The following is a 21,997-nucleotide window of genomic DNA, read 5'->3' on the forward strand; positions in this document are numbered from 1 at the left end:
ATTGATGACAATTTCCACCTCATAACAAAAACAGGCTACCCGTCATGATTACTTTAGGGTAGCCTGCTTCGTATTTTGAGCATTCAAGAACCAAATCTTAACGTGCACTCGAGCGATGATCTTCGGTAACATCTCCAAAGAATTTAATGGAATACAGAGCACACACGCCTACAAGGGTGTAAATAACACGGGCTCCAGCAGAAGTTTGTCCTCCGAAAATGGAGGCTACCAAGTCATATTGAAATAAACCAATAAGGAGCCAGTTAATTCCCCCAATGATAAGTAAAAGCAATGCAATTGTATTTATCGTTTTCATGTCTACTCCTCCTTTTTCATTACACATATTTTCCCCATATCTATTCCGTTTAGTCATTAATTATAAAAAAAAAAAAAACACCCCCTAATTTAGGTGATGTTCTTATGACCTGATGGATGAGCCAACTTGCTTCTTAACTCTCCTGACCAGTAAACGAATAATCTCTTGGATCGTCCAAAATATGAAAGCACCCATCATAAAAGGATATTTATAGGTATCCCAATCTCCGTATCCAACCACAGCTGAATAGATCCATCCTACCGCTACACCGCCGAGCAAATAGGATATCAATTTCATGCTAAATGCCACTCCCTTGGGGGCTTCATAAAAAAATCTCGCGATCGCTGCATCTATAATCAGTGAAATGGGGATGCCCAGAAATAAATACATTGGAAATAAAATAATCCAGCCTACGATAAAAAGTCTAAAATACGAATTATAGCTGACTCCGATCTCCCTCATATCCATCGGCGTATAATCTAGATAAGCTGCAACCAGACAGATTAACAGTGAGGAGAGAAGTGCGGCTAACCATTTCGACATCACATGAACACACCTCCACCTTTAATAACACGGTGAAAGCCCAAGAAGTTTCATATATAACTTACTGGAAATGCTTTATTTTGCCGTAGCATATCAAGGAAAATATCCGACGCCCTTGTATGGTATGGTGTTGCCTGTGTAATCAGTGAAAAATGTCTTCGCACCCGCTCACCGTAAGGCTTGAGCATGAGCAGTGTACCAAGTGATATTTCTTTCCTCACAGCCCAGTGGGATAATAGTGTTACCCCAAGTCCAGCCTCTACAGATTCCTTAATTAACTGGGTGCTTCCGAACTCAACCTTATGCTCCGGTTGAAACCCCCATCTGACAAACATCCGCTCTGTCGCATTTCTTGTTCCAGACCCACTTTCCCTGACGATCCAAGTTTCTTCACTAAGCTCGGGTAAATGGATTGCATTCATCCCTGCATAGCGTTCTTCGTTCGGTACAATAATAAATAAATCATCCTCTGCGAAAGCTTCAATATGAAGCTTATCATGATGATACTCGCCCTCTACAATCCCAATATCAGCTTGATGGTTCAAGATCATTTCGGCAACTTCTGATGTATTCCCGATTTTAATTTTCGGGCGAATCAAGGGATATTCCTTACGCAGATATGCCAATAAATGCGGCAGAACATACTCACCGAATGTGTAACTTGCCGCTATTGAAAGATCACCGCTTGCCCGATCCAACAGATCATCAACCAATGATTGCATACGTGTATATTTTCCCAAAATATCTTTAGCATGGTGAAATACGATTTCCCCTGCCTGATTTAATCGCACATACTTATTCGTTCGTTCCAGCAGTTTAGCTCCTACCGTGCGTTCCAATGATTGAATGTACTGGCTCACAGCAGGCTGGGTCATCCTGAGTTCTTCCGCTGCTCGAGTGAAATTACCTTTCTCCACAACGGTGACAAAAACTTCTAAGGTCAAATCCATAATGAATCTCCTCTTTTTCGGCAAACTAATACCATCAGGTTATCATAAGTTATTGCTTATTATAACCATTATAATGATTTATTTTTCTTATTCTAGGAATTAAGCTACGATGGGTTTAGGCCAACCGAACATATCGGAGGTTATAACGAATGAACAAGACACAAGATCAAGCACTACCGAAGCCTAACCCTAGCCCTAAATTTAGTAAAGCTACTTCAATGCTTGGCGGGATCGGCTTCACCTTTCTAATCGCTCTTATGGGCTACGGATTATCCTTCGTCCCTAAACTCAGTGTTCTGGGACAGTTGGCATGGGCCATTCTGATTGCCGCATTGTTTCGTCAGGTCTTTGGATATCCAGAAGCGCTGCGTAGCGGCATTCAATTCACAGCTAAAAAGTTGCTCAGGCTTGCCATCATTCTATACGGACTCAAACTCAACATCGCTATCGTATTCAGCCAAGGACTCGGACTTCTGTTACGTGATGTCGTAGTCATTGTGTTCGCAATTCTCGTGACCATGCTTTTGGCAAAATGGTTAAAAGCTGATGGCTCCCTGTCCCTTCTCCTCGGTATTGGAACCGGAGTTTGCGGCGCAGCAGCAATCGCAGCCGTATCACCGATCCTGAAAGCCAAAGATGAGGATACGGCACTCGGCGCTGGGATCATCGCCTTCATCGGAACTGTATTCGCCGTTGTCTACACACTTCTCCAGCCTTATCTGCCGCTTACGGAATCCCAATACGGCATATGGTCCGGTATTAGTCTGCATGAGCTAGCCCATGTCGCCTTAGCGGCTGCTCCTGCAGGAGAAGATGCGCTAGCAGTTAGCCTTTTAGCCAAGCTCGGCCGGGTATTTCTTCTTATTCCTTTAAGCCTCATCTTAATGTACTGGATGCGGCGTACCGGACGAATTGAGAAGGGTTCTAAGCTAGAATTCCCATGGTTTCTACTCGGCTTCATCGCTTTGAGTATCGTTGGCAGCATAGAATTGAACGGCCAGCCCATGATTCCAACAGGTCTAAAAAGCGGAATTGCAAATTCGGCATCCTTTATCCTTGCGATGGCCATGGTCGGCCTTGGACTTAATATTCACATTAAATCGCTTCGCAAAGCATGGCGTCCCCTCCTTGCCATGACCATCACTTCAATCCTACTTGCAGTACTTAGTTTCTGGATGGCCTAACACATGAATCTTACGAGTAAGGGATAAGTGATAGCTTAGAAATCAAAAGGTCAACGGCTGACCTCACATGATGAGGCCAAAATGATCAGCATAAAGAAGAGCAAGGTAAACCCGCTTCCAAGTAAAAGTGAGGTTACCTTGCTCTTTTGTTATCTTGTTCTAACGTAATAGCAGCACCACCAGCAAGCAGCCAGTGTCCGAGAGCGTCTACTCCCATAGGCTTGCCAAAATAATAACCCTGCATGATATTACAACCGCAGGACTTTAAAAATTCCATTTGTTCTCTATTCTCTACACCTTCAGCTACAATATTCAGATTTAGATTTTTCGCAATAGCGATAATATTGTTAATGATGGCCTGTTTATCGAGCATATTGCTCTTCTCGATAAATATTCTATCGATTTTAAGCGTATCAACAGGTAGTGCTCCCAATCGTCCAAGCGAAGAGTATCCAGTACCGAAGTCATCGAGGGAGAAGCTAATTCCTTTTGATCGAATACGTTTGATCTGTTCAACCATCCCCTCCATATTCATCATGGCGGTGGATTCTGTTATTTCCAACTCTAAATATCTAGGAGATAGTCCGCTATCCAGTAGAGCCTCGTCTACCATAAATCCCAGCATCCCACTCTCCAGTACCTGACTCGAAATATTAACGGAAATAGGAACGGTCGCTAACCCCGCTTCCTGCCACAGCAAATTCTGACGGCAAACAGAGAACAATACCCACCGCGTAATTGTAAGAATACTTCCGTTCTCTTCTGCAATTGGGATGAATTCTACTGGTGATACCGGGCCAAGCTCGGAATGCTTCCAGCGAAGTAAAGCCTCCATACCCGACAATTGATTGCTTGAAATATCCCACTTGGGCTGATACACAACTTCAAATTCATGGTGCGCTAGCGCTTTCTGTAAGTCTTTTTCCAGACGAAGTCGTCTCGTCTGCTTCTTCACCATATGATCATCAAAAAATTTGTAGCCGTTCTTACCGGAACTTTTCATATCATACATTGCTGAATCCGATGCCTTGATTAAGGATAATCGATCTGTACCATGCTCAGGCGAAAGACTGATCCCAATACTAGCTGTTATATACAGCTCATGTTCTTCTACATAGATGGGTTGCTGTACCACATAAAGCAGCTTCTGAGCAAATGCAGCTGCACTAGTCCGTGATCCTTTCGGCAGAATACCCAAGAACTCATCACCACCGAGTCTGTACATCAGCGCACTTGATCCTGCGCATTGCACGAATCGCTCTGCAACTTCTTGAAGCAGTATGTCACCAAAATCATGTCCGAGGGTATCATTAACCGTCTTAAACCGGTCCAGATCAATAAATAATACAGCTCCATGCCAGGAGTTACTCAATTGGTTATCCATGTCTCTAACCAATCCATACCGATTCGGTAGACCTGTCAGCGCATCGTGATATGCCATCTTCTCTAGCACATGGCGGTCAAAGAATAACGCAATCATCGATACAGCCAATATAATAAAGGTTGCTACAGACACTCCAAGAAGTAAAAAACCTCCATAGTCATGCTCTTCGAACCTAATCATGGACTCCTTATGGTGAATTTGTACAGCCAACATCCCCGTATAGTGCATACCCGAAACCGCCATACCCATAAGGACGGCGCTGTAAACCTTCCAGCGACTAAAGTTAGGTATATGTCGGAATCTCCGGAACAGGAGAAGCGAAGCATTGGAAGCCATGAGTGCTATCAGTGTGGATAACCCCTGTAACGATCGATTATATGTAAGTGTTCCCTCCATACGCATAGCTGCCATCCCCATATAGTGCATGAGCACAACACCTATTGCCATACATAGTCCTCCGAGAAGTAGCTTCCTCGTATCTGCGTCCGGATCTGAAGCAATATAAAAAGCAATTAGCGATCCGCCGATGCTAACCAATAAAGACAGTGCTGTTATTCCCGTGTTATAAGTTACCGGTAAGCCGAAATGAAATGCTAACATACCAATAAAATGCATGGACCAGATACCTAAGCCCATCACGCTCGACCCTGCGAGAAGCCAGATCCATCTGCTTCGTCCACGAGTTCTATATATTTTCCCTGCTATGTTTAGAGCTGAATAGGAGGCACAAATGGATATAACTACAGATAACAATACAATCCACCCATTATAGTGACCCTGAAACGGTGTCAGACCCATCTTGGACGCCCTCTTTACGTTTAAATATCAGTTTATATTTACTCGTGAACTAGTATAAGGGAACCCTTATGGAAAGAAAAGAAAAACCACCGGAAGGATATCGTCTCACGTCTCATCCGGTGGCCTTTCACATTAACTAGTTGTCTATAACCTACGACTTTGAAGAAGTAATTAATACGATAATACTTTTGTCGAGTTCATAATTCCAATCTACAAAAATATCAAGAATCGGTCGGTTCAAAATCTGTTCGAAACCGGCATTGTTATATAACGAGTTCTTCTCTAAATTTCGTTTCACTTCTTTAAGAAGCTCTTTATGCCCAAGCCGAATAAACTCCTTCTCAATCGGTACCAGAATACCTTCTCTCACAAACAGCAGCGTCCGGTTATTCATCTCACATGAATAAAGACGATCAGGCGCTTTCTGCGCCTGTTCACTAATGAGCCTTAGCTCCTGTTCTAACTTCTCTTTATCGCTGTAATCCTCCCGAATCTCGGAATCATCAACCAGACGTTCAGGACATAGAATGGTAATCATGCCTGATTGATTCTGAAGCGCCCAGTCATAATATATTTCCGAGGGAATAATTCCGGTCAATTGCTGAATGAACCCCAAAACCTCTGGATTAACCATCTGCATCAATTTATCTCGCATTTGATTAATGATGATCACATGATCCTGCTGGAGCAGAATCCGTTCTGAAGGGGTTAGGAAATTTCTTAAGTATATCGTGATGTATTCCCCGCCGATTGAGACGAGGACCGATTCGGGTCCTTTGCCAAAATGCTCCCTCAGGAGCTTACCTGTATAACTCGCTATGAGTTGCTGAAATTGATGTATTGTCTGATTCATGGGATATGACTCGTCCATTGCTTACTCCTTATCTTTTGAAGGTGCTAATATTCATATAGAAATGAACGAATACTCCGACCCCTCCTAACTTAAGACGTATCATGAGCGGCGTACGCCGCCGCAGTTGTCACCTAGGATTCCGAACTTCTACTTCGTTTAGAATATATTGGAAATAAAAAATGGCCTAACTCTCCCTTGCGAGAAAAGTTAGGCCATGAAAGTGACTTTTATCCTAGATAGAATAGATTCACCCATTTACCTGATTATATATTCACGAGTATATGTAGCTCATATCCCGAAATGTTAGACTGCAGATCAATTCGATTCTATGAAAACTTAAAAGCAGGTCTTGCGTTAAACAACCGGAATCTATTATATCACAGACACTCAGGCAAAAAAAGGGCATATTATCTGAAATTAACTACGCCTTGAGTGATTGTCATTTTTATCTGTAAATTGGGCAAAATAATAGTGATCCCACCCTATAATACATAGGAAAGTTTAACTCTCTCCACTTCGTGGGTAACTAGATCTATAGAAGATAGCTTCATATACAAGTCATAGATTCATATTATAGAGGAGATGGGATCATTGGAAAGAAATCATACCATCATGCAGTTTTTTGAGTGGCACGTTAAAGCGGATGGGTCACATTGGAGACGACTTAAAGAGGCTGCACCTCAGTTAAAGCAAGTAGGGATTAATTCGGTATGGATTCCTCCCGTTACCAAGGGACAATCTGCAGAGGATACGGGTTATGGCATATACGATCTTTACGATCTCGGTGAATTTGATCAAAAAGGGACCGTTCGGACGAAATATGGTACGAAAGAGGAGCTAATCGAGGCAATTCAGACATGTAAAGCTAACGACATTGCTGTCTATGTAGATCTTGTCATGAATCACAAAGCAGGTGCTGATGCCACAGAACGCTTCCAAGTCATACAAGTCGATGAAATGGACCGAACCAAAGATATATCGAAACCTTTTGAAATCGAAGGCTGGACCAAATTCACATTCCCAGGGCGGGGTGATACATACTCATCCTTCAAATGGAACTTCAATCATTTTAATGGGACAGACTACGATGCGAGCCAAGACCGCACAGGTATCTTCCGCATTATTGGTGAGAATAAGTCATGGAGTGAGAATGTTGATAATGAATTTGGTAACTATGATTACCTGATGTTCGCAAACATTGATTATAGCCACCCAGATGTCCGCCGTGAAATGACGGATTGGGCCAAATGGATGGTCGATACACTGCAATGCAGTGGATTCCGCCTTGATGCTATTAAACATATCAATCACGATTATATAAAAGAATTTGCCTCCGCAATTAAGGAATCGTACGGAGAATCCTTCTATATGGTCGGTGAATTCTGGAACCCAGAGCTCGACGCTTGCCGAAATTTCCTCGACACCATCGATTATAAGATTGATCTATTTGATGTATCTCTTCATTATAAGTTGCATGCTGCATCCAAAGCAGGAAGAGATTACGATCTTCGCAAGATCTTAGACGACACTCTCGTTCAATCTCACCCGATGAATGCGGTCACCTTCGTGGACAATCACGATTCACAACCTCATGAATCACTGGAATCATGGATAGAGGATTGGTTTAAGCAGAGCGCTTACGCCTTAATCCTACTACGTAAAGATGGCTATCCTGTCGTATTCTACGGTGATTATTATGGAATCGGCGGGGAAACTCCTATACCTGGCAAACAAATCGCCATCGATCCGCTGCTCAACGCCCGTTATCATAAGGCTTATGGTGAGCAGGAGGATTATTTCGATCATGCCAATACGATTGGCTGGGTACGATTTGGAGTTCCTGAGATTGAAGGATCTGGCTGTGCGGTCGTAATCTCCAATGGTGATGAAGGCAGCAAACGGATGAATGTAGGCACTGAGCGAGCAGGAGAAGTTTGGGTTGACCTCACCAATACTCGAGAAGATCATATTACTATTGGCGAGGATGGATTTGCTGTCTTCCCCGTGAATGGCGGTAGTGTATCGGTATGGGCCTTAAATACTTAAATGATAAGCTTGTTTGGATCATAGGCAGTGCGGGTAATTACTTGTATCCTAATACGAATTGGAGATGTTAATCATGAGTAATCATAATGGACTCGGAGATAAGATCAAAGGCGGCGTTTCCAAAGCGAAGGGCGAAGTAAAGGACCAAGTCGGGAACGCTACGAACAATAAGTCGATGCAGGCTGAGGGTAAAGTGGACAAAGCCAAAGGTGAAGTTCAACAAAAAGTCGGCGAAGTTAAAGATAAGCACTAAGCTAAGCTGACACATATATAATGAACCCCCGGTCTCTGAGGCCGGGGGTTTTGAATTCGAATTATAGATGAAACTGTGTAGAATAGAAATCGTATACTCTTTTATCAAATGATATAGAAGGAGCTTGTGCCCATGTCTATTTATGATTTCGAGGTTACTACAATTAACGGTAGTCGTCAGAAGCTAGAAGCGTACAAGGGTCAGGTCATGCTGATCGTCAATACGGCAACCAAATGCGGGTTCGCCCCTCAGTTCGGCGGCTTGGAAAAACTGCACGAATCATATCATGATAAGGGTCTGGCTGTGCTCGGGTTCCCTAGCAGCCAGTTCATGAATCAGGAGCTTGAGAACGATACGGATATCGCTGAGGCATGCAAATTGAACCATGGTGTCACTTTCCCTTTGTTCTCCAAAATTGACGTCAATGGAGAAAGTGCACACCCGCTGTTTACATATCTGTCCTCCGAAGCTCCAGGTGCGCTCGGTACCAAGCGTATCAAATGGAATTTCACCAAATTTCTAGTGGACCGAGACGGAAAGGTTGTTAAGCGATTTGCTCCAACGGATACACCAGAGAAGATCGAAGCGCACATCAAAGAATTGCTTGGGAATTAAATTCCATTAGAGCGTGTTAGAGCTGGGCTTTCAAGACTTCGCCCAGCTCCGCGTAGCTCGCTACGGTATAATGCGGACGATGCTCCGTCTCTGGCTCTATACCCCGGTGATTAAACCAGATCATGCTCCAGCCTGCTTCCAAAGCGCCAATTACATCATTCCGCCATGAATCCCCGATATAAAAGCTATGCTCTGGACTGGTTCCTGTGATCTCATTCACATAAGCAAAAATACGCTTGTCCGGTTTATCCCAGCCAACGGCTCCCGATATAAATAGCCGATCTTCTGGGATGATGTCCCCCAAATTCATCGCTGCAATTTTGCTCATCTGATGCTGAAGGGGGCCATTCGTAATTAAACCAATAATATGACCATCCGCTGCCAGCTGCTGAAGCAATTCACGTGCACCATCAAACATCTGTATGTCATACTGACATCCGATATATGCTGCTTGCATTTGATTGGCTTGATCTGAACTGAGATCGATATCAAATTCCTCTAAAGCAAGCTGAAAGCGGCGTCTTCTCATCTCCTCCACTGCAAGATCATACGCTGCGGAACCTGCACCGCCCAGCTCCAAAGACAATATGTCACTATAATATCGCAGTCTGTGATAAGCCGCTTCATACGGAAAATCGCCCGCAGGGCGGGCAATCTCATCCACTGCTCTCCGAAAAGGAGTCAGATGGTCATATAATGTATCATCCACATCAAAAAAAACAGCTTTCTTATGTTCATGTAAAGGCAATGGTCTTCCCTCTTTCTGGTCTGTTTCATCTCCTACCTTTCTATTGTAGTCCACCTTGCCTAAGGCCTCAATGTCTTAGGTCTACAACCAAGCCTACATTACGCTTCCACAGTCGACTCACACGCTTGATTTACATACTGCTGAATCTTACCTGCGAGTACAGAGATTCGATCATCATCTTTACGCTCCACAGGAAGTAGCGGAAGCCTTGCCTCTCCACAATCGACACCCTGATGCCGCAAAATCGCTTTGCAAGCTCCATAAAGTGACGGATAAGACAGCAGCTCATTAATGATTTCATTGACTTTATACTGCCAAGCCCGTGCTTCATCCATCTGTCCATTCCTATAACATGCTTCAATCTTGAGGAACAGCTCCGGCATAACTCCATAGGTACCACCAATACCACCATCAGCACCGATACTTCGTCCGGCTAAATACTGTTCATCTGGGCCATTAAGGACGAGGAAATGATCTCCACCAGCTTCCTTAAATTGCTGGAGTTCATAAGTGCTCTCTGACGAGATTTTGACACCGATGACTTTGTCTTGTGCGGCCATTTTAGTTAACAGAGACTTCGAGAGATGGAACCCGGTCGTCTGTGGGATATGATAAATAATGAATGGCAGCGCAGTACTATCAATCATAGCTTGCCAGTGGCTCTCTACACTATTCGGTGACAGTCTGTAATAGATAGATGGTACGGCAGAAATAGCGTGTGCGCCTACGGATTCGGCATGCTGCGCAAGCTCAACACTCTCACGCGTTGACGGTGCACCAACATGGGCAATAATCGTTAAATCGCCAGCAACCTCCATCACAGCCTCAAGAACAAGTTTGCGTTCCTCAGTAGTTTGAAGCATCCCTTCTCCGCTGCTTCCGCCTACATACAATCCTTTCACGCCTTTGTTTATATAATGACGAACAAGCTGCTTCACGCCTTCTTGATGAATGTCCCCATTCTGATCGTAACATGCATACATAGCTACGATGATTCCTTTGAATGCATCTAAGTTAACCGTTGCCACAGATAATCCCGTCCTTTTGAGTTCAATTTGTATTACTGTATGATCTTAGCCTTTCACAGCACCCATGGTAATCCCTTGTGTAAACGCCTTTTGGAACAAGAGGAAGATCGCAATCATCGGCAGAGATGCAAGCGCAGCACCCGCCATAATGACACCATAGTTGGTTGTGAACTCTCCTTGTAATGTGGCGATACCCAGCGGCAATGTCATCATCGGTGTTGAACGGGTCATAATCAGTTGACTGAAATAGTCGTTCCAGGAGCCAATGAAGGTGAAGATCGCCAAGGCTCCAAGAGCCGGGGTCAACAGTGGAAGTACAATCGTAGAGAACATCCGCACTTCCGAGCAGCCGTCGATCTTGGAAGCCTCCAATACCTCACTTGGAATGGTCTGGGAGAATTGCTTCATTAAGAAGACACCGAAGGGCCATCCGATGGCTGGAATAATCAAACCGCGATATGTATTGACCCACCCGAAGTCAGCAAGCATCGTGAAGAGAGGTACTAGAATAACTTGTTTAGGAAGGGCCATTGCAGCTACAAACATCGTGAATATAATTTTTCGGCCTGGGAATTGCTTCTTCGCGAGTACATAACCTGCAAGGGAAGCCACGAGACAGATGGCAATCATCTCGACGAAGGAGATGAAGAAGCTGTTGAACGTCCATCGCCATACTGGATTCCGAAACAACTCCTCCCAGTTGGAAAGTGTAGGCTGGAGCGGAAACCATTCTGGCGGAATTTGTGTAGCCACCGTCTGGCGCTTAAAGGCCCCCGTAATGATCCAATAAAAAGGAAAGATAAAGAATATCGTTAGAAAGATTAGTAGTGTGTTTGACAGGATTGAACCAACGCTCCATTTTTTTAAACGCTTGGATTTAGGGCTTCCTGTGCTCAGCCCAACTTGTAATGGTGAACTCATCGTTTTATCCTCCTAGTACTCCACATCGCTGCCAAGGTATTTAAATTGGATGATGGATATTATGCCTATCACTACAGCGAGTATAATTCCCATGGCGGAAGCCATGCCAAAGTTTCCAAGCTTGAATGCCTGTTCATATACACCATACATAACTGTTGAGGTGCTGTAGTATGGACCTCCTGAAGTAAGCAACTGGATAAGAGCGAAACACTGGAACGTATTAATTGTGGTGATCACGATAATATAGAGATTGGTCGGCATTAACATCGGCCAAATAATTTTCCTGAATATTTGCCAGGAGGAAGCCCTGTCGATCTGAGCTGCTTCAATATAAGAGCTTGGAATATTGCCCAGGGATGCGACATAAAGAATAATCGGCTGTCCTACTGAGGTTGTGATCAATACCGCAATGATGGATAGCAGGGCCGTCTTTGGGTTTCCTAACCACGAGATTGGATCTGCTCCGAACATACCAGTCAGGTAATTGAGCACACCGTAGTTTGGATGGTAGATCCAGCCCCATACCACGGTAATACTTACAACGGAAGAAACGGCAGGTAAGTAGAACACACCTCTGAAAAATGAGCGTGAAGCTTCTTTTTTACGATAAATAGTCATCGCGACAAAGATTGAAAATACGATAACAATTGGAACAGCAATCAATACTAATAATGAGGTGTTCCACAACGATTTTAAGAAGTTTTCATTCTGAAATAGGTGAATATAGTTATCGAGCCCTGTAAATTCAAATTTTCGCAGAGAATAATTGAAAAAGCTGATGTAAATCCCCTTAAGCATCGGATAGGCTACAAAGATAATGAAAAAACCGAATGCCGGAAGCAAAAACAAATAACTCATCATCCAGTCACGCACCATGCCTGGACTCGCCTTACGGATCTTAGTCTCCATGATCGTTTCCCTCACTCCATATCTTGTTGAAAGGAGTAGCACTTATCTACTCGTGCTACTCCGAACAGTTGAATATTATATATACTTATTTTCCAGCGTCAGCTTTTGCTTTCGTAATGGCTTCATTCGCATTTTTAGCAAATGTATCAAGTGCTTCTTTACCTGATGCTACACCAAGCAGAGCACGCTGCAATTCAGGGAACCAGAACGTACGAACCTCAGCCCAACCATCAACGATTGTTGGAGGATCTGTGTAGAACTCACGTGCTTTTTCCGCATATGCATACTCAGGATCATCATACAGACCTGTGATGGAATTGCGTGCAGACAGTCCACCTGTTTGGATCAGGTTCTTCTTACCCCACTCTTCATCATTCGCAATGAAATCAACAAGTTTCTTCGATGCAGCAATCTTATCTTCGTTACCATTGTTGAATACAGCCATTCCGCCGAGGTACGGCTCCAATTGTGGTTTAGCACCATCAATCGTTGGGAAAGGCAGCAAGATGTCTTCAAACGGTTCTTTTTTCAGTGGATTATTCTGCGCTCTGAGAACCGGTGAATAGTTAATGGAGAATGCCAATTTACCTTGAAGGAACATATCGTTTACATCAGCAGCTGTAAGAGACTCGGAACCCGAAATAATCAGCTTGTCTTTGACACCTTTAACGATCCAGTCCAGAGCTGCTCCCGTTTTATCTGTGTTAATTGCAACTTGTGCATAATCTTCAGTGAAGAAGCGGGAATTACCCAGGTTAGCAAGATATGCTCTTGTACCTTGGTCGCCAGCTTGGCTCTTGGCAAAGAATCCAGAAGGAATAATGTCTGGAGCTTTTTCCTTAACAGCTTTAAGCGCTGTCTCATACTCTTCCAGTGTCCAAGTACGATCCGGGCGATCCAGAGGAAGCAGGTCAAGTGCATCGATCTTCTCAAAAATCGTTTTGTTAACACCCATCATGAATGGAGCGGTGTTAATTGGATACATATAGGTTGTGTCACCAACCATCGACTGCTTCCACAGTGCTGGTGAAATGTCATTTCGAACTTCATCAGTGACCATATCATCAAGCGGGGCAAGCAAATCTTTTTTCGCCCAATCCAGAATCCGTCCTGGTGCATCATAAATGACGTCTGGAGCTGTATTTGATGCGATGGCAACATTCAGCTTTTCTGGACCTGCTTCAAACGTAAGCATCTCCAAGTTGACCTTAATTTCAGGATGCTTCTTGTTGAAAGCTTCAATAATCTGTTTCTCATACTTACCGGCTTCTCCGTCTAGCGGCTGGAAGCTAGGAAAGTTCCACCATGTAATTTCTACGTTCTTCGGTGTTTCTTTCTGCTCTGCCGGAGGAGTTGTCGTACCAGGTTCTTCGTTCTTTGGTTGTTCTGCTGTTTTGGATCCGCATGCCACAAGAGATGATCCAATCAGCACAATGCTCAGTGCCGTCATGAGTCCTTTTTTAAACGCTTTCATGTCTTGCCCCCTCAATATTTAGTAGTCTATAATGTGATGCGCTTACATTTATCATTGTAAGTTGCTATTAATCTTTGTGAAATACCCTTAATTTTACTTTCATACCTCATATTTGACCTAGTCCCCTGTTCCTTTCCATCCCTCGTCTGCAAAATATGTTGTACCCTCCTCTACTCTTCCGATACAATAACTACTAAACTGAGATGACGGAGGCTTGGATCATGTATAAACTACTGATTGTCGAGGATGAGCCTTTAATCCGTAAAGGATTAACCAAGTATTTTGACTGGGAGGAGCTTGGGTTTCATCTTATCTATGAAGCGGAAAATGGTGCTGAGGGCGTTCAAGTAGCTCTGCAAGAGCAGCCTGATCTAGTCATTACAGATATACGAATGCCACTGATGGATGGACTAGAAATGATAGAGCAGCTCCGTGAGAAGCTACCTACTACCCTGTTTGTCATCTGGTCTGGTTACAATGAATTCTCTTATGCACAGAGGGCTCTTCGGCTCGGCAACGTATTCGCTTATCTATTAAAACCTCTACAATATCAGGAGAGCATGAAGACCATTCAGGATTGCATAGAACTGCTTGAGAAGAGACGTAAAGAACAAGAGAACCTATTAGCACTTGCCCACGAATCAGAGGATTATGTTCATCTCAAGCGGAGTCAAATCGTGAAATACTTACTAGAAGATCGTAATCTATCAGAGACTGCTGAACAGGAGCTGCGCGAAGAATTAAGTGCTTATATAGATATGTATAAAGGGTTCAAGCTTCAGCCCATTGTCCTGTCCTATGTACCAGCTTCATCTCCGGCTCTAAAAACGAGAGCATGGTGGCGACAAAATGCCGAACGAATTCTAACCTCATTGTTAACCCACACTCACGCATCTACCAACACCTTGCCACCCTTTTTAAGCTATCTCAGCCATTCAAAATTGTATGCGTTTACAGTTGTAGGTGAATCCGAGTATTGCGCTCCTTATCTAGGATCAGACACACGAGATAAGCTCACGGCTATTCTTCATCAAGAAGGGGCTTTTAATCAGGTTCATCTGTATCTATCCATAGGACCGTTAGCTGAAGATTTCAAGATGCTCTCCTCTCTGCTTGTACAGACAGATAAATCACTATTCGAGCGTTTCCATCCAGCGAGTGGATCTATTTTTGAGGTGAAACATTCAAACCTAAGTCTTGTAAAAGGAACACAGCTCTCCCTCACTGACCAGGATAAGGTCAAATTTCTAGCCTGCTTAGAGCAACATGATGCTTCACCGTTAAAAGAGTTTCTGCATCGTATAGCTGTGGATGCGGAGTCAAAAGTCGGACAGTATGTCCAGGATCAGTGGCTTCCTTATATACAGGAGATCATTACTGTTGCGATGCGATTTGCAAGTAAACACGGATTAAATATGGAGGAACGGTACCACGAGAAACTGCTGCACCTCACCTTCTTGGATGACTTCGATTCGATGACAGCGATGTTTGATTGGTTATCCCACTGGATGGTTCAGCTTCAAGTTGAAGCGCAGCAATCCGGCGGAGAGGAAGAGTCACTAGACGGGGCAATTTTCGAGCGTATTGAAGAGTTTATTATTCAACATATAGATCAAGACGTTACACTGCAGATGGTGGCGGATCAATTCTTCTATAACCCTTCTTATCTAAGCCGGTTGTTTAAAACCAAGCTGAATAAGAATTATATGACCTTTGTTACCGAGATCAGAATCGAGTTCGCCAAACGATGCTTGCTGCAATCCAAGACGTTAATGACTGACGTCTGCCATATGTGTGGATATACGAGCTATAAACATTTCGTAAAAATGTTTCGTAAATTCACCAACATGACACCCACAGACTACCGTAAAAAAATGGGGATGATCGATTGAAAAGTCCATTTGGCATTCATAAATTATTTTATAGAAACCATTTAAACACGCAGATTTTTGCGCTTATGATCCTAACGATTACCATTCCCCTAATCATTATCTCGGGTATCATTTACTATGTATCTCTACAGACGGTAAAGGCAGAGTACAAGAACAGCTCCGATCTCATTCTGAACAATCTCTCTTTCAATATCGATCAGTATTTACAAAGTATTGAAAAGGGAACCTTATACGCTCATCTCGATGGGCAGCTCCAGAATGCGCTTGAGAATTGGAACCGAAACCCCCAGATCGATCAGACGATTACCTATCAGTCCGTCATCCAACACTTTATTGGCACGCTTGAAATGACGATCAAGAATGTAAACAGCGTACAAATCTATGCAGGCCATCAATTGTTCTACTCCGCCAACTTCAATCGTTCAGATATTAACTATGATGACTTCGAACAGGATGAATGGTACCAAAAGACGTTAGAGAAAAAGGGCGGCATTGTCATTTTCGGTACGCATACTCCTTTTTACAATAAGAAGTCTACGGAGAAGGTTCTCTCCATTGCACGGGTCATCAACAAAACGGGCGGAAAACAGCCACTAGGCGTACTTCTTGTTGATATCAGACTCGATTCTTTAAGTGAAATTCTGAACCTGTCGGAGAACACCGAACGGAATTTCATTATCACAGACCCATCCGGATCAATCATTTACGCTTCTAAGGACATGGATATTTCGAATCCGCTTGAAATCGATAACCAGATGTTTGATAAGGTCCTAGATGAGCCATCCGGTAGCTTTACTACTCCTTTCGAAGGCTATAATTCGTTCTTTAACTTTGTAACCTCTCCCTATTCCGGGTGGAAGGTCATTCAATACATGAATGAGAAAGAAGTGACCCGTAGCTCAGCGCTTCTTGGCAAAATGATGCTTGGACTTGCCATTGGGTCGATTGGAATGGCTGTACTGTTCATGATTCTGATGTGGCATCGTGTCACGAAACCGATCATTTTTCTGAAGAGACAAGTTGAAAAGGTCGGATCCGGCAATTTCGATGTGGAGCTGGGAAGCTCAAGAAAGGACGAATTTGGTGTGTTGTATCAAGGACTTCGGCGTATGGTGGAAGAGCTGCAGAACTATATTGAACGCTCCTCGAGGGCTCAGGTCCAGCAGCGTGTGGCTAGACTTGGGGCGCTGAAAAGCCAGATCAATCCCCATTTCCTCGCGAATGCTCTTGAATCTGTTCAAATGAAAGCAATCATTAACGGGGAGCGTGAGATTGGAGAAATGGTTGGTACGCTCGGGCAATTATTCCGTATTCACACCCAGATGAGCAAGACGATTATCCCACTGCATCAGGAACTGGAGCATATTCGCTTATATGTAAAAGTGCAACAGATGCGTTTTGGCGATAAAATTCAATATGAAGAGCATGTGCTAAAAGAGACGGAATCCCTTCAAGTGCTGCATTTCTCACTTCAACCGCTCGTGGAGAATGCCATTATTCATGGTCTAGAGCGCCAAGCAGGTCCGGGTCTGCTTGAGATTTCTACGGATCGATTGGACAATCAGATGCTTATTACGATCCGCGATCATGGTGTTGGCATGAGTACAGAACAGCTTCAATCTTTACGCGATCGGCTCAAGAGTCACAAAGAAGATGATGATAGCCATATCGGACTCGTCAATGTCAATGAGCGTATTCGTCTTCATTATGGGGAACAGTACGGCATTTGTCTGGACAGTGTACTAGGCGAAGGAACGACCATTACCATTAAGATGCCTGCACTTCCGCATCAACCCTGAACCATCAGGAGAAGAAAGTATAGTACTCGAGTTAAGGAGAGAAAAGATGATGAGAGAACAGTCAAATCCGCTAGAATCGGGAATACAGACTACAAGTCCTATTCCAGAAGGCAATCGACTGAGTAATGTAGAACGTTTCTCTGGATATGAGGACACCTATGACCTGTTTCGACCAGAGGCACCTGAAGAAGTGGTACATATTTTGACCGGTTACCTGCAGCGAAATCCAGGTCTTGTCGTGGACATCGGCTGTGGAACAGGATTATCTTCTTTTGTATGGCAGGACTATGCCCGTCAGATTATCGGCGTTGAACCAAGTGATGATATGCGAGGAAAAGCAGAGAGGAAACTTCAAGAACAAAGAGATCATACCGAACATATTTCTTTTATCGCCGGCTACTCGAACCAGATTCCACTTGAAACAAGTTCGGTGGATATCATTACGTGTTCGCAATCATTCCACTGGATGGAGCCCGCAAGTACACTGAAGGAAGCGGCACGCCTATTGCACCCAGGCGGGATCTTTGCGGTCTATGATTGTGACTGGCCTCCAAGTCTGCACTGGTCAATCGAGAAATCTTACCACGAGCTCATTGAGTTAAGTGATGAATTAATTAATAAACATATGGATGACAGTAAGAAGGCACGCAAAGGAAACAAGAACGAGCATCTGAAGCATATCCGCGAAAGCGGGCTGTTCCGGTTTGCCAAAGAAGTCGTCTTTCACCATATGGAGTCTTGTACAGCGGAAAGGTATGTAGGGCTTGCCATCAGTCAAGGCGGCATTCAGGCCTTATTCCGGCAAGGAATAGATGAACTCACTCCTACGATTGATACCTTTAGGCAACAGGTGGAGGATTTTTTCCAAGGAGAGTCGCGCGAAGTGATGTTCAGCTACCGGATGCGTCTGGGGATCAAATAAATTGGTTGTACTTCTCATATATAAGTAGACCGAGGATGGAGCTCCTCGGTCTATCTCAAAAATTCTATCTTATTCAGGTTGATGGCCTTTCTGTGCTTCCGGTTCGATCTCATCATGCATATACTCAAGCTTCCGATCACATCTGCCTGCAAGAATTATAAGTGTACTGAGCAAGGTATAGACAATAACCTTTATGTTCAGTATTTCTTTCTCGTTCACGGCCCACCACCTGCATCCCTTCCATGAGCATTATTATGTATAACGCCTGCAGGCAGAAGAAAGTTATCTCGCATTTATTAGAAATAATGTCCAAATTATGACATTAATAACCTTTTTTGATTCAACATGCACTATAACTCTTTCTCTATGGTCGCCGAACTGGGGCAACCTTTTTGATCACCTGATTCGTTACTTCCGCGAGAATCAGACCTAGCGCAATCGCACCGGAAATCATAAAAGCTCTAGCACCGAGCTGAACGGCAAGATCATATTCATTCATAGCAACATGACGGAGCGCATCGTAGGCGAGGCCACCTGGAACAAGTGGAATTATGCCGGATACACTGAATACGATAATGGGTGTTTTGTATTTTTTCGCAAAATAGTAACTGATCATGGTTACCAAGAATGCAGCGACGACTGTCGCAGTTATGGGGTTCACTTCCATATTCTGAAGCCATATGTATAAGATCCAGCCAATCATACCAGCAAAACCGCACTGCATCAGTGCCTTTCGCGGCACATTAAAGATCATCCCAAAGGCAGCGGAAGCGATGAAGCTGGTTACAAGCTGCTCAACATACATCATCATCTGTTCGCCTCCCCTTCTAGTAGAATGACAACATAAATGCAATACCTGCACCAATCGCAAACGATGTAATGAAAGCCTCTGCCCCCTTGGACAAGCCTGAGATTAGATGTCCTGCCATCAGGTCACGTATCGCATTCGTAATGAGAAGTCCCGGGACAAGTGGCATCACGGAGCTGATGATAATAATATCGATCTGATCTCCAAAGCCGTTTTTCACCAACCATACCGCGGATATACCAATAATCATTGCTCCAGAGAACTCCGCAAAGAATCGAACTGGAATAACCCTGTGCATAAAAACATAACAAGAAAACCCGAGCCCCCCTGCAATCGAAGCCGGGATAAAATCATGCCAACTTCCCCTGAACATAATAAGAAAACAGCCGCTTGCAATCGCAGACATGAGGATTAAGAGCGGTAACGGATAATTCGGCTTCGCTCGCTCCACATCTTGTAATGAACGATAAGCTTCCGAGATCGTTAGCTCCCCCTGACTGATGCTTCTAGAGATCGTATTCACCTGGTCTATTTTATTCAAGTTGGTCGTGCGCTCCGATATTCGGATGAGCCTCGTAATGTGCTGCGGCTCTTCAACTGAAAATATAATACCTGTAGGGGTCATATAGCTATGACTGTTATCCACCCCATAAGATGCGGCAATCCGCATCATCGTATCTTCTACGCGGTAGGTCTCCGCCCCACTCTGGAGCATGATTTTACCCGCGAGCAGACAGACCTTCATGATCTCATGCTCACGTTGCAGCAGCTTGTCCAATGCTGTTCCTCCCTATTCTAAGGTCGCGCCAATTACAATGTAGCTTTATTATAATATTTTTGCCTTGGGTAAGCACCGTAATACGGCAGGGAAGTGATGTGTTACAGGAAACATGCTTTGCACATCGATGCCTATAGCTTTATGAATAGGTTAGGCAAAACACCTTGAATTAAAATATAAGCTTGCGTTATACTATGTCTACAATATAGAAATCAGGCCAATGAAGAGCTTCCAACTCTGAGGCGTTCTCGTCAAGGGGAGTTCCCCCTAAGTTAACCGGACCCGCCCGTTACCGCGGAATCAAAGTGGATTGAACCCTGAAACTTCAGAGGTTTGATCAATTTGGGTGGCACCGCGAGCGCACAAGCGTCCCTCGTCCCATACGGACTAGGACGCTTTTTTGGTATTTACACAAAAAAAGGAGCGCTGGTAGACATGATTGACATGAAATGGCTTAAAGAACGGGAAGAGCACCAAGAAGAAGTTCAGAAAGTAGCAGATCAGAAAGGAATTTCGTTATCGATATCGGAACTAATGGAACTTGATGAGCAGCGTAGAACGCTGTTGCAGGAAGTAGAGATGCTTCGCCAAGAGCGAAATCAGCTTACACAGGATATTAGTGTTCTGATGCGGGAAGGTAACCGAGAGCTCGCTGAGCCCATCAGATTAAACGTCAAGAACATCAATGAACAGTTAACCGTGGAAGAGAAACAACTTCGAGAGATCGAGGCAGCATATACTGAACTCTTAATGCTTGTTCCTAACATCGTCTCGCCGGATACCCCGATCGGGACCTCGGACCAAGACAATGTAGAGATTAGAAGTGTCGGTACACCCAAGATGTTCGAGTTCCAACTTAGAGACCATGTAGAACTCGGCGAAATGCATAAGATGATTGATATTCCACGAGGTGTCAAAACTGCTGGTAGCCGTAACTACTATTTAACCGGCGTTGGCGTTCTGCTTCATCGAGCCGTGCAGCAGCTTGCACTGGATATGCTCGTGAGCAAAGGATTCACCTTGTTCGATGTACCTCTGATGGTGCGGACGGAGGCTCTTATGAATACAGCTTTCTTCCCGCTTGGTAAAGACCAGACGTTCCATATTCCAGATGAAAACAAATGGCTGGTTGGAACCTCTGAAGTTCCGCTCGTTTCGTACTACAGCGGTGAGACCGTCGATGTCACCGAGCCGCTGAAGCTAGCGGCTGCCTCGCTCTGTTTCCGCAGCGAAATCGGGTCGGCAGGTAAGGATGTACGTGGTCTGTATCGAGTCCATCAATTCGCTAAAGTCGAACAGGTCATCTTATGCGAGGCCAATCATGAACTTTCGGAACGGATGCTTCAAGAAATCACCGCCAATGCTGAAGAGCTTCTTCAGAAGCTTGAGCTTCCCTACCGAGTTATGGCCGTCTGTACAGGAGATATGTCGCAAAAGACTTATAAACAATATGATATCGAGACCTGGATGCCAAGCAGAGGTACCTATGGAGAGACCCATTCGTCGTCGAACCTGCTAGATTTCCAGGCACGCCGTTCGAACATCCGTTACCGAGATCAGGAAGGTAACATGCAGTACTGCCATACCTTGAACAATACAGCGGTTGCTTCGCCGCGTATCCTTATCCCTTTGCTTGAGAACCATCAGCAGGAAGATGGATCGATTGCCATTCCGAAAGCTCTGCAGCCATACTTGAATGGTATGGATCGAATCAAGCCTTAAACCGGCGAAGTTAATCACAATATATAGAAAACTATTGAGGCCAAGGCACATCCA

21 protein-coding genes are annotated in these 21,997 nt (G+C 44.2%); 8 read left to right on the top strand and 13 right to left on the bottom strand.

Going from position 1 to position 21,997, the window contains the following annotated elements; genetic code table 11:
* Window positions 1–97: 97 nt before the first annotated feature.
* From ACK8P5_RS24270 to ACK8P5_RS24280, 3 genes are all read right to left on the bottom strand, one after another.
* Window positions 98–316 (bottom strand): DUF378 domain-containing protein, encoded by a 219-nt coding sequence (locus tag ACK8P5_RS24270; RefSeq protein WP_422658738.1) that lies wholly within the window; start codon window positions 314–316, stop codon window positions 98–100.
* Between the two features lie 102 nt (window positions 317–418).
* Window positions 419–859: a hypothetical protein gene (locus ACK8P5_RS24275; protein WP_422658739.1), complete on the bottom strand. Its 441-nt coding sequence runs from the start codon at window positions 857–859 to the stop codon at window positions 419–421.
* A 50-nt stretch (window positions 860–909) separates the two neighbouring features.
* On the bottom strand, window positions 910–1,809 hold the full coding sequence (locus ACK8P5_RS24280) for a LysR family transcriptional regulator (RefSeq protein ID WP_422658740.1): 900 nt from the start codon (window positions 1,807–1,809) through the stop codon (window positions 910–912).
* Window positions 1,810–1,958: 149 nt separating this feature from the next.
* Here ACK8P5_RS24280 and ACK8P5_RS24285 point away from each other — a divergent pair, with 149 nt between their 5' ends.
* Window positions 1,959–2,993, top strand: coding sequence for a YeiH family protein (locus ACK8P5_RS24285; protein ID WP_422658741.1), 1,035 nt, complete (start codon window positions 1,959–1,961; stop codon window positions 2,991–2,993).
* 133 nt (window positions 2,994–3,126) lie between these two features.
* Here the strand turns inward: ACK8P5_RS24285 and ACK8P5_RS24290 are convergent, their stop codons facing one another.
* On the bottom strand, window positions 3,127–5,175 hold the full coding sequence (locus tag ACK8P5_RS24290) for a putative bifunctional diguanylate cyclase/phosphodiesterase (RefSeq protein ID WP_422658742.1): 2,049 nt from the start codon (window positions 5,173–5,175) through the stop codon (window positions 3,127–3,129).
* A gap of 151 nt (window positions 5,176–5,326) precedes the next feature.
* On the bottom strand, window positions 5,327–6,046 hold the full coding sequence (locus tag ACK8P5_RS24295) for a Na-translocating system protein MpsC family protein (RefSeq protein ID WP_422658743.1): 720 nt from the start codon (window positions 6,044–6,046) through the stop codon (window positions 5,327–5,329).
* 573 nt (window positions 6,047–6,619) lie between these two features.
* On the opposite strand from ACK8P5_RS24295, the gene ACK8P5_RS24300 reads away from it, so the two are divergent.
* From ACK8P5_RS24300 to ACK8P5_RS24310, 3 genes are all read left to right on the top strand, one after another.
* Entirely contained in the window at window positions 6,620–8,074 is a 1,455-nt protein-coding gene (locus ACK8P5_RS24300; protein WP_422658744.1) for an alpha-amylase, read from the top strand.
* A 73-nt stretch (window positions 8,075–8,147) separates the two neighbouring features.
* A complete protein-coding gene (locus ACK8P5_RS24305; protein ID WP_422658745.1) occupies window positions 8,148–8,327 on the top strand; it encodes a CsbD family protein in 180 nt (59 codons plus the stop codon).
* A 132-nt stretch (window positions 8,328–8,459) separates the two neighbouring features.
* Window positions 8,460–8,942 (top strand): glutathione peroxidase, encoded by a 483-nt coding sequence (locus ACK8P5_RS24310; RefSeq protein WP_422658746.1) that lies wholly within the window; start codon window positions 8,460–8,462, stop codon window positions 8,940–8,942.
* A 16-nt stretch (window positions 8,943–8,958) separates the two neighbouring features.
* On the opposite strand, the gene ACK8P5_RS24315 is transcribed toward ACK8P5_RS24310, so the two are convergent.
* From ACK8P5_RS24315 to ACK8P5_RS24335, 5 genes are all read right to left on the bottom strand, one after another.
* The gene (locus ACK8P5_RS24315; protein ID WP_422661572.1) at window positions 8,959–9,690 is read right to left on the bottom strand and encodes an HAD family hydrolase; all 732 of its coding nucleotides are present in this window, start codon (window positions 9,688–9,690) and stop codon (window positions 8,959–8,961) included.
* A gap of 98 nt (window positions 9,691–9,788) precedes the next feature.
* Complete coding sequence (locus ACK8P5_RS24320; protein ID WP_422658747.1) at window positions 9,789–10,718, bottom strand: dihydrodipicolinate synthase family protein; 930 nt, start codon at window positions 10,716–10,718, stop codon at window positions 9,789–9,791.
* Between the two features lie 45 nt (window positions 10,719–10,763).
* Window positions 10,764–11,639 carry a carbohydrate ABC transporter permease gene (locus tag ACK8P5_RS24325; RefSeq protein ID WP_422658748.1) on the bottom strand — a complete coding sequence of 292 codons (876 nt, stop codon included), beginning with the start codon at window positions 11,637–11,639 and terminating at the stop codon, window positions 10,764–10,766.
* A 12-nt stretch (window positions 11,640–11,651) separates the two neighbouring features.
* Complete coding sequence (locus tag ACK8P5_RS24330) at window positions 11,652–12,548, bottom strand: carbohydrate ABC transporter permease (RefSeq protein ID WP_422658749.1); 897 nt, start codon at window positions 12,546–12,548, stop codon at window positions 11,652–11,654.
* Window positions 12,549–12,633: 85 nt separating this feature from the next.
* Window positions 12,634–14,022, bottom strand: coding sequence for an ABC transporter substrate-binding protein (locus tag ACK8P5_RS24335; RefSeq protein ID WP_422658750.1), 1,389 nt, complete (start codon window positions 14,020–14,022; stop codon window positions 12,634–12,636).
* A gap of 221 nt (window positions 14,023–14,243) precedes the next feature.
* Between ACK8P5_RS24335 and ACK8P5_RS24340 the strand changes: the two genes are divergently transcribed.
* From ACK8P5_RS24340 to ACK8P5_RS24350, 3 genes are read left to right on the top strand one after another with little or no spacing between them, the layout of a single operon-like run.
* Entirely contained in the window at window positions 14,244–15,914 is a 1,671-nt protein-coding gene (locus tag ACK8P5_RS24340; protein WP_422658751.1) for a response regulator transcription factor, read from the top strand.
* On the top strand, window positions 15,911–17,713 hold the full coding sequence (locus ACK8P5_RS24345) for a cache domain-containing sensor histidine kinase (RefSeq protein WP_422658752.1): 1,803 nt from the start codon (window positions 15,911–15,913) through the stop codon (window positions 17,711–17,713). The genes ACK8P5_RS24340 and ACK8P5_RS24345 overlap by 4 nt, the downstream gene beginning before the upstream one ends.
* 49 nt (window positions 17,714–17,762) lie before the next feature.
* Window positions 17,763–18,635 (top strand): class I SAM-dependent methyltransferase, encoded by an 873-nt coding sequence (locus ACK8P5_RS24350; protein ID WP_422658753.1) that lies wholly within the window; start codon window positions 17,763–17,765, stop codon window positions 18,633–18,635.
* 69 nt (window positions 18,636–18,704) lie between these two features.
* On the opposite strand, the gene ACK8P5_RS24355 is transcribed toward ACK8P5_RS24350, so the two are convergent.
* From ACK8P5_RS24355 to ACK8P5_RS24365, 3 genes are all read right to left on the bottom strand, one after another.
* Entirely contained in the window at window positions 18,705–18,854 is a 150-nt protein-coding gene (locus tag ACK8P5_RS24355; RefSeq protein ID WP_422658754.1) for a hypothetical protein, read from the bottom strand.
* A gap of 145 nt (window positions 18,855–18,999) precedes the next feature.
* Window positions 19,000–19,443, bottom strand: coding sequence for a threonine/serine exporter family protein (locus tag ACK8P5_RS24360; RefSeq protein ID WP_422661573.1), 444 nt, complete (start codon window positions 19,441–19,443; stop codon window positions 19,000–19,002).
* A gap of 19 nt (window positions 19,444–19,462) precedes the next feature.
* Window positions 19,463–20,188, bottom strand: a complete 726-nt coding sequence (locus ACK8P5_RS24365; RefSeq protein WP_422661574.1) for a threonine/serine exporter family protein — start codon at window positions 20,186–20,188, stop codon at window positions 19,463–19,465.
* A gap of 468 nt (window positions 20,189–20,656) precedes the next feature.
* Here ACK8P5_RS24365 and serS point away from each other — a divergent pair, with 468 nt between their 5' ends.
* Window positions 20,657–21,943 (top strand): serine--tRNA ligase, encoded by a 1,287-nt coding sequence (serS, locus tag ACK8P5_RS24370; protein ID WP_422658755.1) that lies wholly within the window; start codon window positions 20,657–20,659, stop codon window positions 21,941–21,943.
* Window positions 21,944–21,997 lie beyond the last annotated feature (54 nt).

The sequence above is a fragment of the Paenibacillus sp. EC2-1 genome, from assembly GCF_049311625.1.
Taxonomy (GTDB): Bacteria; Bacillota; Bacilli; order Paenibacillales; family Paenibacillaceae; genus Paenibacillus_AQ.

Excerpts from the sequence above, each read along its gene's own strand:
- ACK8P5_RS24330 (WP_422658749.1), bottom strand. The coding sequence starts at position 12,548 with ATGGAGACTAAGATCCGTAAGGCGAGTCCAGGCATGGTGCGTGACTGG.
- ACK8P5_RS24335 (WP_422658750.1), bottom strand. The coding sequence starts at position 14,022 with ATGAAAGCGTTTAAAAAAGGACTCATGACGGCACTGAGCATTGTGCTG.
- serS (WP_422658755.1), top strand. The coding sequence starts at position 20,657 with ATGATTGACATGAAATGGCTTAAAGAACGGGAAGAGCACCAAGAAGAA.
- ACK8P5_RS24270 (WP_422658738.1), bottom strand. The coding sequence starts at position 316 with ATGAAAACGATAAATACAATTGCATTGCTTTTACTTATCATTGGGGGA.
- ACK8P5_RS24360 (WP_422661573.1), bottom strand. The coding sequence starts at position 19,443 with ATGATGTATGTTGAGCAGCTTGTAACCAGCTTCATCGCTTCCGCTGCC.
- ACK8P5_RS24325 (WP_422658748.1), bottom strand. The coding sequence starts at position 11,639 with ATGAGTTCACCATTACAAGTTGGGCTGAGCACAGGAAGCCCTAAATCC.
- ACK8P5_RS24280 (WP_422658740.1), bottom strand. The coding sequence starts at position 1,809 with ATGGATTTGACCTTAGAAGTTTTTGTCACCGTTGTGGAGAAAGGTAAT.
- ACK8P5_RS24290 (WP_422658742.1), bottom strand. The coding sequence starts at position 5,175 with ATGGGTCTGACACCGTTTCAGGGTCACTATAATGGGTGGATTGTATTG.
- ACK8P5_RS24305 (WP_422658745.1), top strand. The coding sequence starts at position 8,148 with ATGAGTAATCATAATGGACTCGGAGATAAGATCAAAGGCGGCGTTTCC.
- ACK8P5_RS24310 (WP_422658746.1), top strand. The coding sequence starts at position 8,460 with ATGTCTATTTATGATTTCGAGGTTACTACAATTAACGGTAGTCGTCAG.
- ACK8P5_RS24350 (WP_422658753.1), top strand. The coding sequence starts at position 17,763 with ATGAGAGAACAGTCAAATCCGCTAGAATCGGGAATACAGACTACAAGT.
- ACK8P5_RS24295 (WP_422658743.1), bottom strand. The coding sequence starts at position 6,046 with ATGGACGAGTCATATCCCATGAATCAGACAATACATCAATTTCAGCAA.
- ACK8P5_RS24340 (WP_422658751.1), top strand. The coding sequence starts at position 14,244 with ATGTATAAACTACTGATTGTCGAGGATGAGCCTTTAATCCGTAAAGGA.
- ACK8P5_RS24365 (WP_422661574.1), bottom strand. The coding sequence starts at position 20,188 with ATGAAGGTCTGTCTGCTCGCGGGTAAAATCATGCTCCAGAGTGGGGCG.
- ACK8P5_RS24285 (WP_422658741.1), top strand. The coding sequence starts at position 1,959 with ATGAACAAGACACAAGATCAAGCACTACCGAAGCCTAACCCTAGCCCT.
- ACK8P5_RS24275 (WP_422658739.1), bottom strand. The coding sequence starts at position 859 with ATGTCGAAATGGTTAGCCGCACTTCTCTCCTCACTGTTAATCTGTCTG.